This is a genomic window from Streptomyces coffeae (genome assembly GCF_016741875.1).
Classification (GTDB): Bacteria; Actinomycetota; Actinomycetes; order Streptomycetales; family Streptomycetaceae; genus Streptomyces; species Streptomyces coffeae.
Genome location: NZ_JAERRF010000218.1, coordinates 1 through 381, shown reverse-complemented (window position 1 = coordinate 381; position 381 = coordinate 1). Strand labels below are relative to the sequence as shown.

Genomic DNA, 381 nt, shown 5'->3' with positions numbered 1-381 from the left:
CGTGGCTATCTGGGGCGGCCGGGGCTGACCGGCGAGCGCTTCGTGGCCGATCCGTACGGACCGCCGGGCACCCGCATGTACCGCACCGGCGACCTGGTCCGCTGGACCACCACCGGCGAACTCGTCTTCACCGGACGCGCCGACAACCAGGTCAAGATACGCGGCTACCGCGTCGAACCCGGCGAGATCGAAGCCACCCTCACCCGCCACCCGGACGTCGCACAAACCGCCGTCGTCGTACGCGAGGACCGCCCCGGCGACCAACGCCTCGTCGCCTACGTCGTCCCCGCCACCACCGCCACCCCCGACCCCGCCACCCTGCGCGCCCACACCGCCGCCACCCTCCCCGACCACATGGTCCCCGCCGCCGTGGTCGTACTG

1 protein-coding gene is annotated in these 381 nt (G+C 73.2%); it reads left to right on the top strand.

The features are described 5' to 3' along the window. Positions 1 to 381: AMP-binding enzyme (locus JK363_RS41740; protein ID WP_201883531.1), on the top strand; the 381-nt coding region annotated here is incomplete at both ends.